The organism is Pseudoalteromonas sp. SCSIO 43088 (genome assembly GCF_023650795.1).
Lineage (GTDB): Bacteria > Pseudomonadota > Gammaproteobacteria > Enterobacterales > Alteromonadaceae > Pseudoalteromonas > Pseudoalteromonas shioyasakiensis.
This window is the reverse complement of sequence record NZ_CP072675.1, coordinates 2,044,913-2,060,251: the sequence shown is the minus strand read 5'-3', so window position 1 is coordinate 2,060,251 and position 15,339 is coordinate 2,044,913. Positions and strand designations below refer to the sequence as shown.

Annotated in this window: 13 protein-coding genes; 10 read left to right on the top strand and 3 right to left on the bottom strand. The window is 41.3% G+C overall.

All coding sequences use genetic code 11. From position 1 onward, the window contains the following. Positions 1-7: 7 nt before the first annotated feature. From nrdA to ubiG, 3 genes are all read right to left on the bottom strand, one after another. Positions 8-2,293, bottom strand: coding sequence for a class 1a ribonucleoside-diphosphate reductase subunit alpha (gene nrdA / locus J8Z28_RS09600; protein WP_054551357.1), 2,286 nt, complete (start codon positions 2,291-2,293; stop codon positions 8-10). A 392-nt stretch (positions 2,294-2,685) separates the two neighbouring features. Further along, positions 2,686-3,360 (bottom strand): HAD family hydrolase, encoded by a 675-nt coding sequence (locus J8Z28_RS09595; protein WP_063528553.1) that lies wholly within the window; start codon positions 3,358-3,360, stop codon positions 2,686-2,688. Then, positions 3,360-4,070, bottom strand: coding sequence for a bifunctional 2-polyprenyl-6-hydroxyphenol methylase/3-demethylubiquinol 3-O-methyltransferase UbiG (gene ubiG / locus J8Z28_RS09590; protein WP_058585083.1), 711 nt, complete (start codon positions 4,068-4,070; stop codon positions 3,360-3,362). Before ubiG ends, J8Z28_RS09595 begins: the two co-directional genes overlap by 1 nt. A gap of 176 nt (positions 4,071-4,246) precedes the next feature. On the opposite strand from ubiG, the gene gyrA reads away from it, so the two are divergent. The 10 genes from gyrA (at position 4,247) to J8Z28_RS09540 (ending at position 15,119) form a co-directional block, all read left to right on the top strand. After that, complete coding sequence (gyrA, locus tag J8Z28_RS09585; protein WP_250659321.1) at positions 4,247-6,943, top strand: DNA topoisomerase (ATP-hydrolyzing) subunit A; 2,697 nt, start codon at positions 4,247-4,249, stop codon at positions 6,941-6,943. Between the two features lie 69 nt (positions 6,944-7,012). Beyond that, positions 7,013-8,101 (top strand): 3-phosphoserine/phosphohydroxythreonine transaminase, encoded by a 1,089-nt coding sequence (gene serC, locus J8Z28_RS09580; protein WP_250659320.1) that lies wholly within the window; start codon positions 7,013-7,015, stop codon positions 8,099-8,101. 2 nt (positions 8,102-8,103) lie between these two features. After that, a complete protein-coding gene (aroA, locus tag J8Z28_RS09575) occupies positions 8,104-9,384 on the top strand; it encodes a 3-phosphoshikimate 1-carboxyvinyltransferase (protein WP_063528810.1) in 1,281 nt (426 codons plus the stop codon). A 104-nt stretch (positions 9,385-9,488) separates the two neighbouring features. Beyond that, a complete protein-coding gene (cmk, locus tag J8Z28_RS09570; protein ID WP_250659319.1) occupies positions 9,489-10,196 on the top strand; it encodes a (d)CMP kinase in 708 nt (235 codons plus the stop codon). Positions 10,197-10,294: 98 nt separating this feature from the next. Next, entirely contained in the window at positions 10,295-11,962 is a 1,668-nt protein-coding gene (rpsA, locus tag J8Z28_RS09565) for a 30S ribosomal protein S1 (RefSeq protein ID WP_054551350.1), read from the top strand. Between the two features lie 65 nt (positions 11,963-12,027). Further along, positions 12,028-12,315 carry an integration host factor subunit beta gene (gene ihfB / locus J8Z28_RS09560; RefSeq protein ID WP_036968575.1) on the top strand — a complete coding sequence of 96 codons (288 nt, stop codon included), beginning with the start codon at positions 12,028-12,030 and terminating at the stop codon, positions 12,313-12,315. A 20-nt stretch (positions 12,316-12,335) separates the two neighbouring features. Then, on the top strand, positions 12,336-12,617 hold the full coding sequence (locus J8Z28_RS09555) for a lipopolysaccharide assembly protein LapA domain-containing protein (RefSeq protein ID WP_054551349.1): 282 nt from the start codon (positions 12,336-12,338) through the stop codon (positions 12,615-12,617). 2 nt (positions 12,618-12,619) lie between these two features. Then, the gene (gene lapB / locus J8Z28_RS09550) at positions 12,620-13,756 is read left to right on the top strand and encodes a lipopolysaccharide assembly protein LapB (RefSeq protein WP_058585078.1); all 1,137 of its coding nucleotides are present in this window, start codon (positions 12,620-12,622) and stop codon (positions 13,754-13,756) included. A gap of 32 nt (positions 13,757-13,788) precedes the next feature. Further along, a complete protein-coding gene (gene pyrF, locus J8Z28_RS09545; protein ID WP_062564454.1) occupies positions 13,789-14,493 on the top strand; it encodes an orotidine-5'-phosphate decarboxylase in 705 nt (234 codons plus the stop codon). Positions 14,494-14,870: 377 nt separating this feature from the next. Further along, a complete protein-coding gene (locus J8Z28_RS09540) occupies positions 14,871-15,119 on the top strand; it encodes a hypothetical protein (protein ID WP_063705472.1) in 249 nt (82 codons plus the stop codon). The last annotated feature ends 220 nt before the right edge of the window (positions 15,120-15,339 follow it).

The following is a 15,339-nucleotide window of genomic DNA, read 5'->3' as shown; positions in this document are numbered from 1 at the left end:
AATTTAATTAGATTTTACAAGCGCCGCCTGCACAACCGTCATCTTCTACCTCTGGTGTTAACTCATCTTGAGAGTCTGATGCACCATCACGTGTGTTGTGATAGTACAGGGTTTTAACACCAAGTTTATACGCAGTCAGTAGGTCTTTTAATAGCACCTTCATAGGTACTTTACCGCCTTCGTACTTAGATGGATCATAGTTAGTGTTTGCAGAGATCGTTTGGTCAACGAATTTTTGCATAATACCAACCAGTTGTAGGTAACCATCGTTTGAAGGAATATCCCACAGTAGCTCGTAGTTATCTTTCAGATTTTCATAATCTGGCACTACTTGCTTTAAGATACCATCTTTACTTGCTTTAACGCTGATATGACCACGTGGTGGCTCAATACCATTTGTTGCGTTAGAGATTTGCGATGATGTCTCTGAAGGCATAAGGGCAGATAGCGTTGAGTTACGCATACCGTGCTCTTTAATGCTTTCGCGTAATGAATCCCAATCTAAGTGAAGAGGCTCATCACAGAACTGATCTAGGTCACGTTTGTAAGTATCTGTTGGCATAATGCCTTGAGAATACGTTGTCTCGTTAAATTTAGGACACGCACCACGTTCTTTCGCTAACTCATTTGATGCTTTCATTAGGTAATATTGAATTGCTTCAAATGTTTTGTGAGTTAGGGCATTTGCGCTGCCATCTGAGTAACGCTTACCATTTTTCGCTAAGTAGTATGCGTAGTTAATAACACCAATACCTAGCGTACGACGACCCATAGTCGCGTTTTTCGCCGCAGGAACAGGGTAGTCTTGGAAATCAAGTAAGTTATCAAGGGCACGTACTGCAAGTTCAGCAAGTTCCTCTAATTCGTCAAGTGATTCAATTGCACCTAAGTTAAACGCTGAAAGCGTACAAAGTGCAATTTCACCTTCTTCATCCATTACATTGCTAAGTGGCTTAGTTGGTAATGCAATTTCTAAACATAAGTTAGATTGACGAATTGGCGCCACAGTCGAGATGAACGGGCTGTGCGTATTACAGTGGTCAACGTTTTGTAAGTAGATACGACCTGTGCTCGCACGCTCTTGTGCAAACATTGAGAATAACTCAATCGCCTTAATACGTTTTTTACGAATTGACTCGTCTTGCTCGTATTTGATGTATAGCTCATCAAACTTTGCTTGATCTTCAAAGAACGCATCGTATAGACCCGGTACATCTGAAGGGCTAAATAATGTGATGTAATCGTCTTTGATTAAACGGCTATACATTAATTTATTGAACTGCACACCGTAGTCAAGGTGACGTACACGGTTATCATCAACACCACGGTTGTTCTTAAGAACAAGTAGGTTTTCAACTTCTAAGTGCCAAAGTGGGTAGAACAACGTTGCTGCGCCACCACGAACACCACCTTGTGAACAGCTCTTAACTGCTGTTTGGAAGTGCTTATAAAAAGGAATACAACCTGTGTGGTACGCTTCGCCGTTACGAATAGGGCTACCAAGGGCACGGATGCGACCGGCATTAATACCAATACCTGCACGTTGCGAAACGTATTTAACAATCGCAGACGATGTTGCATTAATAGAATCTAGGCTATCACCACATTCAATAAGTACACATGAGCTGAACTGACGTGTAGGGGTACGTACACCTGCCATAATAGGTGTAGGTAATGAAATTTTGAATGTAGATACTGCATCATAAAAACGCTTGATATAATCAAGGCGTGTCTCTTTTGGATAATCAGAGAATAAGCTTGCAGCAACTAAGATATATAAAAACTGTGCACTTTCGTAGATTTCACCAGTAACACGGTTTTGAACTAAATACTTACCTTCAAGTTGCTTTACAGCAGCGTAGCTGAAGTTTAAGTCACGGTTGTGATCGATGTAAGCATCTAACTCGTCAATTTCTTGCTCGGTATAATCAACAAGCAGGTGTTGATCATAACGCTTGTCTTCAACTAATTTCGTGATGTGATCGTATAAACGTGGTGGCTCAAATTGACCGTACGCTTTTTTACGTAAATGGAATACAGCTAAGCGAGCAGCTAGGTATTGGTAATCAGGCGTATCTTTAGAGATCTGATCAGCTGCAGCTTTGATGATTGTTTCATGAATGTCATCGGTACGAATGCCGTCGTAAAATTGAATATGTGATTTTAATTCAACTTGTGAGACAGACACATTCTCTAGACCTTCTGCGGCCCAAGCGATCACGCGATGGATCTTATCTAGATCAAGTGACTCTTTACGGCCGTCACGTTTGCTTACAGATAGCTGTTGGTTCATAGTTTTGCCTGTATTCCTTGGGAAATTATAGTTGTAAAGACAAAGGTATTCTTTATGTAATTATTATTATTAAACGCCAGGGTGATCTAATTGAATAACATTTAGCCACAATATCTGGTGTTGTTTAAATTGCAGATCACAAGATAGTGTGGTCTGCGCTGTTTTGCAAGGGATAGAATTGCCCCATTTTGTGGATAACTATTGGATAAACGCATTGTGTTAGTGACCATTAACCTTTGAACATTCATAGACGACGAAATTTGTAGAAATCAACAAAAGATCCAGAAAATTTACCGTTTTTAAAAATAAATTTTGACTGATTTTTTTATCATCAATGAATGCTCAAAAGTAAATCAAATCACAATATATGGTGTTTCAGTTATCAAATAACACTATATATGGTTAAAACCATCAATCGGCGTTTGCCAATTGAAATCCGCTTGCCAGCCAAGTGCAGCGTCTACACTGGGTATATAACCCCATAACGCTGTTGCGCTGTACATATTGGCCGCTTTTGCAGCTTGAATATCACGTTCAGCATCACCGATATACAAACAACGGCTCGGATCAACGTCTAAGATCTCAGCGGTGTGTAGTAGTGGATCCGGTGATGGTTTTGACACAGCTAATGTATCGCCACTCACAACCGCTTTTGCATCACGCAAAGAGGGAATAGCTTGCACTAAGGGCTCAGTTAAAAAGCCGGGCTTATTAGTCATAATGCCCCACTTAATATTGTTTTGCTCAAGTGCAATTAAAAGCTGTTCTATGCCATTGAAACATTTACTGTGCACAGCAATATCTTCGGCATAGTAATCCAGAAGCTGTTGGCGTAAAGCGAGTTGTTCAAGTTCAGGCCATTTATCACCAAAGCCCACTTCTAATAATGCATTTGCACCGTTAGAAGCAGCAGGGCGATAAACATGCTCAGCAACAGGCGCCACATTGGCGTCTGCTAACACTCGGTTTAATGCACCACCTAAGTCATCAGCGGTATCGAGTAGTGTGCCATCTAAATCAAAGATAAACGCATCAAAATCGATAGAGGGTGCTTGCACACCACTCATCAGGCTAGTTTCTCAAAGTGCAGGATGTAATTAACACTTACATCATCATTTAAGCTGTACTGCTTAGAAAACGGGTTATAATGAAGGCCGGTACTGGCGCGTACTTTTAATCCCGCTTCTTCTGCCCATGCAATAAGCTGTGCAGGTTTGATAAACTTTTTATGGTCATGTGTACCTTCAGGGACCATTTTTAAAAGCTTTTCAGCACCGACAATAGCAAACAAATAAGCTTTTGGTGTTTTATTTAATGTTGAAAAGAATACATCGGCGCCCGGTTTAGCAAGCTCAGCGACAGCACGAATAATAGAAGCAGGGTCAGGAACATGCTCAAGCATTTCCATACAAGTCACTACATCAAAGCGAGCAGGGTGCTCAGCAGCAAATTGCTCTGCAGGTACTTTTATATAATCAACAGGTACGCCTGTTTCTAAACTATGTAACTTAGCAACGGTAAGTGGCTCTTGACCCATATCGATGCCGGTTACTTTAGCGCCCATACGCGCCATACTTTCACTTAAGATGCCGCCACCACAGCCAACATCTAAGGTTTCCTTATCAAATAGGCCGCCTACTTTATCAGCGACAAAATCCAAACGTAGAGGATTTATTTCATGAAGGGGTTTGAACTCTCCGTCGCGGTCCCACCAACGTTCTGCGATGGCTTCAAACTTTGCAATTTCTGCATTATCTACATTTTGATGCTCGGTCATAAAAAACTTCCTCGTTAATCTGAGGCCATTATATAGGGGGAAATTAATAAATCGCAAAGATTTAGCGCCTGTAAATCTAAATAAATTGTGATAGCATGGTCTGGAAATAATAACTAAAGCTCTTAAGACGGCGGTTTGCCTCTTAATGAGTCAATACTGAAGGAATGTGAAATCAAATGACTGATCTCGCCAATGAAATTCTGCCAGTCAATATTGAAGATGAATTAAAAAACTCCTACCTTGATTACGCGATGAGTGTAATCGTAGGACGTGCATTGCCAGACGTACGTGACGGCTTAAAGCCAGTTCACCGCCGCGTTTTATTTGCAATGAACGAACTCAATAATGATTGGAATAAACCTTACAAGAAATCAGCACGTGTTGTTGGTGATGTAATCGGTAAGTACCACCCACATGGCGACAGCGCGGTATATGACACCATCGTTCGTATGGCGCAGCCTTTCTCATTACGCTACATGCTTGTTGACGGCCAAGGTAACTTTGGTTCTGTTGACGGTGACTCTGCGGCAGCAATGCGTTATACGGAAGTCCGTATGGCGAAAATGTCACATGAATTATTAGCTGATTTAGAAAAAGAAACGGTTGATTACGTACCAAACTACGACGGTACTGAGCAAATTCCTGACGTATTACCTACTAAAGTACCTAACTTATTAGTAAATGGTTCTTCGGGTATCGCGGTTGGTATGGCGACAAACATTCCACCTCATAACTTAACAGAAGTTATCAATGGTTGTTTAGCGCTTATTCAAAACCCTGATATGTCAATTGCTGACCTTATTGAATATATCCCAGGTCCAGATTTCCCGACTGCGGCGATTATCAATGGTAAAAAAGGCATTGAGCAAGCGTACTTAACCGGCCGTGGTAAAGTATATATCCGTGCTCGCGCTGAAATCGAAGTTGACGAAAAAACCGGTCGTGAAACAATCATCGTTCACGAAATCCCTTATCAAGTTAACAAAGCTCGCCTTATTGAAAAGATCGCGGAGCTTGTTAAAGATAAGAAGATTGAAGGTATTAGCGCACTACGTGACGAATCAGATAAAGACGGTATGCGTATCGTTATCGAAATCAAACGTGGTGATGTTGGTGAAGTAATCTTAAACAACCTATATGCACAAACTCAGTTACAAACTGTGTTTGGTATGAACATGGTTGCACTTGATAACAACCAACCTAAGTGTTTCAACTTAAAAGAAATGCTTGAAGCGTTTATCGTACACCGCCGTGAAGTTGTTACACGTCGTACCGTATTCGATTTACGTAAAGCCCGTGACCGTGCTCACACGCTTGAAGGCTTAGCGATTGCCCTTGCGAATATCGACCCAATTATCGAACTTATTCGTAAGTCGCCAACACCAGCAGAAGCAAAAGCTGCACTAACAGCACGTCCTTGGGAACTAGGCACTGTTAAAGCGATGCTTGAAAAAGCAGGTGAGGATAACGTAGCACGTCCTGATTGGTTAGCGGCTGATTTAGGTATCCGTGACGGTCAGTACTATTTATCTGAGCAACAAGCACAAGCAATTCTAGACCTACGTTTACACAAACTAACGGGTCTTGAGCATGAGAAGATCTTAGACGAGTACCAAAACTTACTTGATCTAATTGCTGAGCTTTTACATATTCTTTCAAGCCCAGAGCGTCTAATGGAAGTTATCCGCGACGAGCTAGTAGAAATTAAAGAGCAATATGGTGACGAACGTCGTACTGAAATCAGTGCAGCTGCTCACGATATTAGCCTTGAAGACCTAATCAATGAAGAAGACATTGTTGTAACGCTTTCTCATGAAGGTTACGTTAAGTATCAACCATTATCTGACTACGAAGCACAGCGTCGTGGTGGTAAAGGTAAATCAGCAACGAAGATGAAAGATGAAGACTTCATCGAACGTCTATTAGTTGCTAACACGCACGATACAATCCTGTGCTTCTCAACAGCAGGTCGCTTATACTGGTTGAAAGTATATCAGTTACCATTAGCAAGCCGTGCAGCGCGTGGTAAGCCAATTGTTAACTTATTACCTCTTGAAGCTGATGAACGTATTACTGCTATCTTACCAGTACGTGAGTACGAAGAAGATAAATACATCTTCATGGCAACTGCGTTTGGTACAGTTAAGAAAACACCACTTACAGCATACAGCCGTCAACGTGCGAGCGGTATCATCGCAGTTAACCTAAATGAAGGCGATAGCCTAATTGGTGTTGATATCACTGATGGCACGAATGAAATCATGCTATTCACTGATGCTGGTAAAGTTGTTCGCTTTAAAGAAGCAGAAGAGACAGAAGTTGTTGATGAAAATGGTAACCCAGTTCTAGACGAAAACGGTAACCCAGAAATCCGCTTCAAAGGTGTACGTCCAATGGGTCGTACAGCAACAGGTGTTCGTGGTATTAAGATGGCTGATGACCAACGCGTTGTGTCGTTAATCGTACCTAAGTCAGATGGTGCAATCCTAACTGTGACAGAAAACGGTTACGGTAAGCGTACAGCACTTGAAGATTACCCATCGAAGAGCCGTGCAACACAAGGTGTTGTATCAATCAAAGTAAGCGAGCGTAATGGCGCTGTGGTTGGTGCAGTACAAGTTGACGATAACGACGAAATCATGATTATCTCGAATCGCGGTACCTTAGTACGTACCCGTGTAAACGAGGTTTCTACGGTTGGTCGTAATACTCAAGGCGTTATTTTGATACGAACTATTGACGAAGAGCAAGTAGTTGGTTTACAACGTATCGAAGAAATCGAAGTTGATGAGCTTGAAGCCATCGAAGGCGAGGCCGTTGAAGTAGTCGATACCAATACTGAAGAAACGGGTGATAACCCACCTTCAGAATAACATTGATTTAAAAAGCGGCTTCGGCCGCTTTTTTTATCCGCACTATAATTACTGGAATGAGGCAAAGTAATGACTAAGTATAATTTTTGTGCAGGACCGGCAATGCTACCGCCGGCAGTTATGCAAAAAGCACAAAAAGAATTTATAGATTGGCAAGGTTTAGGTGTCTCTGTGATGGAAATTAGCCATCGCAGCAGCGACTTTTTAGCGCTTACCACTAAATGTGAAGCAAGCCTGCGTCGTTTAATGAATATTAGCGATGAGTTTGAAGTGTTATTTATGCACGGCGGTGGCCGTGGTCAATTCAGTGCTGTGCCACTGAATCTTCACCTTGATGATAAGCCAGCTGTGTACTGTGAAAACGGTGTATGGTCTAAAGGGGCTACTTCAGAAGCGGCAAAATTCACTGCAGTTGAAAGCATCAATGTACGTGATGATGAGCAGCAAAATGGCCAGTTCTCTATAAAACCAGCAAGCAGCTGGGAATTACCTGCTAATGCGTCATACATTCACTATTGTCCGAATGAAACCGTAGATGGCATTGAAATTTTTGACGTGCCATCACACCCATCAGCACCGATTGTGGCTGATATGTCATCGACTATTTTATCGCGCGAGTTTGACGTAAATCAGTTTGATCTTATTTACGCTGGCGCACAAAAGAATATTGGTCCGTCTGGTTTATCGATTGTTATTGTTCGCAAAACGCTTCTTGAGCGTGAAGGTCTTGCAAAGCCAGGTATTCTTGATTACGCATTAGAAGCAAAACAAGGCAGCATGTATAATACACCACCGACATTCGCGTGGTACTTAGCTGCTGAAGTATTTGAATGGCTTGAAGCAAACGGCGGCGTTAAAGCGATGGAAGAACAAAACATCGCAAAAGCAGAACTTCTTTACAACTACATTGATAGCTCAGATTTTTACAGCAACAAAGTTGCTAAGCATTGCCGTTCGCGAATGAACGTACCATTTTGGCTAAACGACGAATCTCTGAATGATAAATTCATTAGTGAATCAAAAGAAGCAGGCTTATTAGCCCTTGAAGGTCACCGTATTGTCGGTGGTATGCGCGCAAGCATTTATAATGCGATGCCACTTGAAGGTGTTCAAGCCTTGGTTAATTTTATGGAAAAATTCGCCAAGGAGAACAGCTAATTATGGAACAGCTTCGTCTTGAACCGATTACAAAGGTAAATGGTAGTGTGACACTACCAGGCTCAAAAAGCTTATCAAACCGTATTTTGTTACTAGCTGCTCTTGCTGAGGGCACAACGGTTGTTGAAAACCTACTAGACAGTGATGACATTCGTCACATGCTAGGTGCATTAAATCTTTTAGGCGTAAATGTATCGCTTAATGAAGATAAAACAGTGGCCACCGTAGAGGGTGTTGCAGGTAAATTTAAAACCCCAAGCGAGCCTTTATTTTTAGGTAATGCCGGTACAGCTTATCGTCCACTAACAGCAGTTTTAGCTGCTGTAGAAGGCGAGTACCAGCTGGTGGGTGAGCCTCGTATGGAAGAGCGCCCAATCGGCCATTTGGTAGATGCACTGCAAGCACTCGGTGGTGATGTTGAATACCTTAAGCATAAAGATTACCCACCACTGGCCATAAAAGGCGGCAAAATCAACGGTGGTAAAGTTGAAATTGATGGCAGCATTTCTAGCCAGTTCTTAACAGCGTTACTAATGGCAGCGCCATTATTTAATGGCGATACAGAAATCACCATTAAAGGCACATTGGTATCAAAGCCTTACATTGATATTACCCTAGATGTAATGAAGCGTTTTGGCGTTACAGTAAGCCATGACAATTACGAAACATTTTACGTTAAAGGCTGTCAGCAGTATCAAGCACTTGAGCGTATTATGGTTGAAGGTGATGCATCAAGCGCTTCTTATTTTGTTGCTGCGGCTGCAATAGCTGGTGGCGAAATTGAAATTAACGGGGTAGGTGCGGCATCTGTTCAAGGTGATATTGGTTTTGCCAAAGTTATGGAGCAAGTAGGCGCTAAAATCGATTGGTACGATGAAAAGCTGGTGGTTCGTAAAGGCGAACTAAACGCGGTTGATATTGATGCCAATGCAATCCCTGATGCGGCAATGACACTAGCCACTGTTGCGCTTTTTGCTAAAGGTAAAACAGCAATTCGTAATATCTATAACTGGCGTGTAAAAGAAACAGATCGCTTATATGCTATGGCGACTGAGCTTCGTAAAGTTGGTGCAGAAGTGGTTGAAGGTGAAGATTTCATCGAAATTACACCACCAGAAACATTTAACGATGTAGCGATTGATACCTATAACGATCACCGTATTGCCATGTGTTTTGCAATGGTTGCCGTTGGCGGAAAGCCGATAACCATTAACGATCCTAAGTGTACATACAAAACTTTTCCAACGTTTTTCAAAGTACTAGAGTCTGTCTCAAGTCAATAAAACAGAAGAAAATATAAAAAGTTACATTCTAAATGCGGATCTATTTCTAGAACTGGCGTATAATATCGCGGTTTTATTTTGGTGTGCATTGCAGGAGGTTATAAATGCAGGCGTTATCAATGCCCGTAATCACCATCGATGGCCCAAGTGGTTCAGGTAAAGGAACTGTTTGTCGCTTGTTAGCCGAGAAATTAGGTTGGGATGTATTAGACAGTGGAGCGATTTATCGTGTGCTGTCACTTGCAGCGCTTCATCATCAAATTGAACTAGATAATGAAGATGCGCTAGTTCCGCTAGCTGCAAACTTAGATGTACAGTTTTTGGTCGATAGCCAAACACATACTTCTAAAATTGTCTTGGAAGGCGAAGACGTCACAACCACAATTCGTAACGAAGAAGTGGGTGCTGCGGCATCAAAAATTGCTGCATTACCACGGGTGAGAGAAGCATTATTACGTCGTCAACGTGCGTTTCGTACTGAGAGCGGCTTAATTGCCGATGGTCGTGACATGGGCACAGTTGTGTTCCCAGATGCACCATTGAAGATTTATTTAACCGCATCAGCTGAAGAGCGCGCTCGTCGTCGCTTTGCTGAGTTGAACGAACGCGGTCTTGATGTTACACTAAGTGGTCTACTTGAGGACATAAAAGCTCGCGATCACCGTGATATGACGCGTGAAGTTGCGCCGCTTGTTCCTGCAGAAGACGCCATTGAGCTTGATACTAGCGAGCTCAATGCGATGCAAGTGTTTGATAAAGTAGTAAATTTACTCGACGAAGCCGTACTTGCAGGAAAGCTTCCAAAAGCTTAAAAGTAATTTATTAAGGTGCCGGCAGGAAGCCAGTGCTATTTTAACAACCCCATGCAGCATGGTTGCTAATTGGTTATTTAATTATTTAGAGACGTATAATGTCAGAAAATTTTGCGCAGTTATTTGAAGAAAGCCTTAAGGGTTTTGAAGCAGAGCAAGGCTCTATCGTTAAAGGTACTGTTATCTCAATCGAGAACAACATCGTACTTGTTGATGCTGGTCTTAAATCTGAAAGTGCAATCCCTGCTGAGCAATTCAAAAATGCTGCTGGTGAACTAGAAGTTGCTGTTGGCGACGAAGTAGATGTTGCTTTAGACGCAATCGAAGACGGTTTCGGCGAAACTATCCTTTCTCGTGAGAAAGCGAAGCGTCACGAAGCGTGGATCCGCTTAGAAAAAGCATGTGAAGAGCAAGAGACTGTTACTGGTGTTATCAACGGTAAAGTTAAAGGCGGTTTCACTGTTGAAGTTGATTCAATCCGTGCCTTCCTACCTGGTTCACTTGTTGATGTTCGTCCAGTACGTGACACAACTCACCTTGAAGGTAAAGAGCTTGAGTTCAAAGTAATCAAGCTTGACCAAAAACGTAACAACGTTGTTGTTTCTCGCCGTGCAGTTATCGAATCAGAGAACTCACAAGAGCGTGAAGAGCTTCTTGCTAACCTTGTTGAAGGTCAAGAAGTTAAAGGTATCGTTAAGAACCTTACTGACTACGGTGCGTTCGTTGACCTTGGTGGTGTTGACGGTCTACTACACATCACAGACATGGCGTGGAAGCGTGTTAAGCACCCTTCAGAAATCGTTAATGTTGGCGACGAAATCGCAGTTAAAGTTCTTAAATTCGACAAAGAAAAGACTCGTGTATCTCTAGGCCTTAAACAGCTTGGCGAAGATCCATGGGCAGCTATCGCTGGTCGTTACCCAGAAGGTTCTAAGCTTTCTGGTCGTGTAACTAACCTTACTGACTACGGTTGTTTCGTTGAAATCGAAGAAGGCGTAGAAGGTCTAGTACACGTTTCTGAAATGGATTGGACTAACAAGAACATCCACCCTTCAAAAGTTGTTTCACTAGGTGACACTGTTGAAGTTATGGTTCTTGAAATCGACGAAGAGCGTCGTCGTATTTCTCTTGGTCTTAAGCAATGTATTGCTAACCCATGGCAAGAATTTGCTCGTCTACAAAACAAAGGCGACCAAGTTACTGGTAAGATTAAATCAATCACTGACTTCGGTATCTTCATCGGTCTTGAAGGCGGTATTGACGGTCTTGTTCACCTTTCAGACATTTCTTGGAACACGCCAGGCGAAGAAGCTGTACGTGAATTCAAGAAAGGCGACGAAATCACTGCTATCGTATTACAAGTTGACCCAGAGCGTGAGCGTATCTCTCTAGGCGTTAAACAAATCGAAGCTGACCCATTCAATAACTACCTGGACGCAAACAAAAAAGGTGCTATTGTTAAAGGTAAAGTGACTGAAGTTGATGCGAAAGGCGCAACTGTTGAGCTAATCGAAGGCGTTGAAGGTTACATCCGTGTAGCTGATATCGCTCAAGAGCGTGTTGAAGATGCTACTACTGTAGTTTCTGCAGGCGACGAAATCGAAGCTAAATACGTTGGTGTTGATCGTAAGAACCGCACTTTAAGCTTATCTGTTAAAGCTCTTTTCGAAGCAGAAGAGAAAGAAGTACTAGAGAAGCTTAAGAAAGAAGAGCCAGCGTTCGAAAACGCTATGGCTGCAGCATTCAAAAATGCTCAAAAAGACTAATATCTAGTCTTTTAAAATTGGAAGGGCAGTTTTGCCCTTCCTTTACCACTCTTTAAGGAAACGCTATGACTAAGTCAGAATTGATAGAACAACTTGCCGAGCAACACGCACACATCCCTGTGAAAGATGTTGAAAATGCCGTTAAAGAAATTCTTGAACAAATGGCCGGCTCATTATCTAGCTCAGATCGCATCGAGATCCGTGGCTTTGGAAGTTTCTCATTGCATTATCGTTCTCCTCGCACAGGTCGTAATCCAAAGACTGGCGAAACAGTTGAGTTAGACGGTAAGCACGTACCACATTTTAAACCAGGTAAAGAATTACGTGACCGCGTAAATGCGAGTATTGCCTAGTTTTATACAGGAGTAGTTACTTGTTTAGGGTATTAAAAATTGTATTAATTGCGCTGTGTTTATTTATTGCGTTTGTACTTGGTTCACAGAATCCACAATTGGTGCAAATCAATTATTTAATCGCCAGTAATACTTTGCCCCTAGCTGTTGTAATAAGTATCTGCTTTATTTTAGGTGTCGCAATTGGTTGTTTTATAAGCTTTACACTGTTTTCTCAGTTAAAGTGGCAAAATTATCGCTTAAAGAAAAAATTAGCGCCTGAAAAAAACAATAAAAAGCTTGTTGCTAATAAAGACACCTAATCATGATTGAGCTTCTGTTTTTACTTTTACCCGTTGCAGCCGGTTACGGTTGGATAATGGGTAAAAACAGCGCTAAAAACCAAGCTCATCAGCTTAATCGCCAAATTACCTCTGAATATTCTAAAGGCCTTAAATTTCTCCTAGACAGAGAAGAAGACCAAGGCTTAGAGCACCTTATTAATCTACTCGAAGTTGCCGCTGATTCTGTTGAACACTATTCAACGCTTGCAACTATGTTCCGCCGCCGAGGCGAACTTGACCGCGCCATTAAAATTCATGAACTGCTATTAAAACATCCAAGTCTTGATGAGCAACAAGCTGCAACCAGCCGCTTAGAACTTGCTGAAGATTACATTATGGCAGGCTTGTTAGATGGTGCAGAAGAGCATTTAGTATGGCTTGTTAAGGCAGGCTATAAAGAAGCCTTAGAGCCAATTATTAATCTTTATTCACAAACCCGTGAATGGGAAAAGGGCATTAACATGTACGAGGCCCACAGTGAGTTATTCACTAAACCTCAGCATGTAAAAGCGATTGCCAATTTTTATTGTGAAGCAGCCTTACAAGACAATGATACGCAAATTATGCGTAAAGCCATTAGCTTAAACCATAAAGCCATTCGCCCGTTGTATGAGCTTGGCCACAGTGCTTTCACTAAAGAAGATTATGTAAAAGCAATTTACTATTGGCGCGAGCTTATTAGCCAATTCACCTTTTTTGCGCCGGTATTCATCGAAGAATTAGCGCTCAGTTATCAAAAGCTTAATTTAACGCATCAGTTTTACGAATTACTGAATGAACTGCTCGATAAAGGTGGCGTATTAATAAAAATAAAACACTGCCAAGCTTTACTTGAGCAAGGCCATATCGAGCAAGCAATCAAATTTTTAACGGATAGTTTAAAGCGTCATCCGACTATTCGTGGCTTTAGCTTTTTATTACAGCTACTTGCCAAACAAAACAACGATATTAAAGATGTACTCGATCAAATTGATAAGCTAGTAACGTCTTATATCGCAACCAAACCTGATTTTCAGTGCCAACACTGTGGCTTTACCAGTCATACCATTTATTGGGTATGTCCATCTTGTAAGCACTGGGAAACAATTGTTCCAAGCCGTGGCATAGACGGTTTTTAATTCATATTAGTCCATTAGTTTTTAGGAAAGTTATGTCTGTCGAAGATTCAAAAAAAGTATTAATTGCCCTTGATTATGATGATCAACAAACAGCTCTTGCGTTTGTAAAGCAATTATCGCCTGATACGTGTCGCCTTAAAGTAGGCAAAGAAATGTTCACGTATTTCGGTCCTAGCTTTGTTAAGGAACTAATCGACTTAGGTTTTGATGTATTCTTAGACCTAAAATTTCACGATATTCCAAACACAGTAGCTAAAGCTGTAACCGCAGCTGCTAAAATGGGTGTATGGATGGTTAACGTGCATGCCTCAGGTGGCGTTGAAATGATGACTAAAGCAAAACAAGCTTTAGAGCAGTTTGGTGATGATGCTCCATTACTTATTGCAGTAACTGTACTAACTAGTATGGATGCCGCTGAGCTTACTCGTTTAGGTGTAGATAAAACGCCAGAAGAGCAAGTCATTTATCTAGCAAAACTTGCCAAAGAGTCAGGCCTTGACGGGGTAGTGTGCTCAGCACAAGAAGCGAAAAAGCTAAAAGCAGAACTTGGCGCAGACTTTAAACTGGTTACTCCGGGTATTCGCCCAGCAGGCAGCGATGCAGGCGACCAAAAGCGCATCATGACACCAAAACAAGCCGTTGAAGATGGCAGCGACTATTTAGTTGTAGGCCGCCCAATCACCCAATCGGCAGACCCAGTTGCAACATTAAAAGAAATTAACGACTCACTAAAATAACCTCGTTATTTTAAAATAGTCTCTAAAGAGCATTGTAAGCGTGATTTATATCGCGCTAGATACAATGCTCTTTTTGTTTTTGGGGCAACCTCACAATACTTAATCTGGTGAATTCCCTAGAACTCTAGCGATCAAAAAGTGTTTATAAAGATTGGCTAAATATCATGTTGAAACAACTGTTAAACTGCTCTTTTCATATATATCAATGAAAGTGAACGTTGCGATCAGATTACTCATTTTAATTTGACTTTGATGTCTTAAAAAACTTCGTGGTAGTAATAACTTAGGGAATTTGTTAAAAATATAGAAACCAGATAATTGGCGTTAACTTTGCAAAGTATTGCGCGATGAACGCACCATTTAAATGTTAGGTTTCTATGGATAAAGTATACCTACTAGAGCATTTGCACATAATTTCTGAAAACAATGAATGTGTAAAGACAATCGGGATTTATGCTTCTGAGCAAGAGGCAATTGCTGCTGTTGGAAGGCTAAAAGAGCAACCTGGGTTTAGTGATTTTCCAAATATTAACCCCGCTGCTTGTGACGAAAGTGGTTTCTATATATCGTGTTACCCACTTGGTAAAGATTATTGGGCTGAAGGTTTCGTAATAATCGACACTTAACACATATCAACATGCTTGGATAAAGTAAGCATAACGATTCTTTTTTGCTGCTTTAATTAGCTAATTTTTCTTTTGTTATTTTAAAAACCTGTTTATCTTTGATATATCTGTTAGCCGTTAAAATATTTTCGGCAAACACATATTGAGGGTCTCTTTCTTGATTTCATTAAAACTAAATATCAGAAGGTTATGTGATTTATTATAGATGAATTAAATCGCC